1 protein-coding gene is annotated in these 1,686 nt (G+C 57.3%); it reads left to right on the forward strand.

Features of this window, described 5'->3' with window-relative positions:
• The first annotated feature begins 126 nt into the window (after positions 1-126).
• On the forward strand, positions 127-1,611 hold the full coding sequence (locus QP994_RS10985) for a hypothetical protein (protein WP_284866813.1): 1,485 nt from the start codon (positions 127-129) through the stop codon (positions 1,609-1,611).
• Positions 1,612-1,686: the final 75 nt, after the last annotated feature.

Raw genomic sequence — 1,686 nt, forward strand, 5'->3', positions numbered from 1 at the left:
GTTACTGGCGGTGGCCGCCCCTGTATTTCCCAGGGTCCACCATCAGCAAGCGTTACACCACACTAAGGGACGCAACCGGAGATTTGCTCTGATGAAGTGCTGATGTTGTCTCCTGATGGAGCTTTATTGACGTTCCCACCGGCACCTGTAGATGGTTCGGAAGTTCGTGCGGACGGCCGACCGTGGTTGTTGTCCTATGCCGATGGTGCTTATCGGGTGCGCGATATCGCGGCAGGTTTGACGTATAGCTTCCGGCTCTTTGGGCTTGACGACGGTAGCGGGGCCGATGCTGACCGTTCCGGCGAAGAATGCGGGGTCAAGGATGAGTCGCCGTCATTGGGCGGGGTGTATGTGGCGGCGACGGTTCCTACTGGTTCTTTAGCCGAGACTGTGGGGCTAGGTATTGAGGTGGGGCTGTCATCCGTTGTGCACCACACCGGTGCCACGATTGATTGCACATGGGATGTTTCCACTGGTCATATGGTGCGGATGCGTCGCAGTGATGACACGGTGATTGAGCTTGAGTGGGATCAGGCAGTTGGCCGGATAGCGCACGCGTATGTGTCGAACCCGACGACGCATCCTGATGAGGCCCCGTTGCGGTTGATTTCTTATGCCTATGACGCCTACGGGCAGTTGGTGCGCGTGATCAATTCGCATGATGGCGCACTGCGGTATCACTATGACCAACGTGGGCGTATCTCTGCGTGGACGGATCGCAATGGGGTGTCGTACTACTACCGTTTCGATGATGAGGGTCGTGTGCGCAGCCAGGTGGGCACCGGTGGGATGTTTCCAAATATTGTCTACTGGGGTGCTGATGAGGGGGAGGACGCGCCTGAAGGTGGGCAGGTGTGTGTTGCGTTGGAAACGGCTGGTGAGTTTGGGGGTGATCCTATAGCGCTGGGTGATGAGGTTATAGAGGAATATTTTGCCCGCCTTGAGCAGCTGCCGTTGTATCAAGTTCTCGTGGAAGGTGGTTTGCGTGGTGCGGGTCTTGTCGGTCGGGGCCGTGTAGCTGCGCGTGATGATCAGTCGTGGGCAGTGCCGACTGAGTGGCTTCACGATGAGGTGCTAGGAGATATTCGTCCGACGGTGTATCGCTCGAGCGCGGCGGGTGATGTGTGGCGTGTGATCACACCTGAAGGTGGCGTCGAGGATACAACGTATAATGAGTATCACCAGAAAACTTCAGTTACTAATTCTGCGGGCGCAACAACAACGTATATCTATAACGAGGATGGGCTTGTCGTTGAGACTGTGTTCCCCGATGGGTTGCGGAGTTTCGTTGAGCCCGGGGCGTGGGCCACGCCGGCGCGCATTGTTGGCGTGGATGGCTTGGCCACTGAGTGCGAGGTAGATGTATTTGGCCTGGTGAAAGAAGTCGTGGCCCCTGATGGGGCTGTAACGAGCTTTGCCTATGATATGCGTTCAAGTGGTGTTGTCCCAGCAGCGACGACGCATCCTGATGGCAGCGTTACTAGGGTTGAGTGCGATAATGCCGGCCGCGTGATCGCTTCAACGGATCCGGCGGGACGGCGTGTGAGCCGGCTGTATGACGTGCGGGGTCTGTTGGTTGAAGCCTTGGATCCGGTGGGTGCGTCTACGTGAGAGTGTCTGATGGTTTGTGTGTGGGTTCCCAACCTGCATGAGGAGACGGACCAGAATGACTACTGTGGCACGACG

This window comes from Corynebacterium sp. MSK044 (assembly GCF_030232825.1).
Lineage (GTDB): Bacteria > Actinomycetota > Actinomycetes > Mycobacteriales > Mycobacteriaceae > Corynebacterium.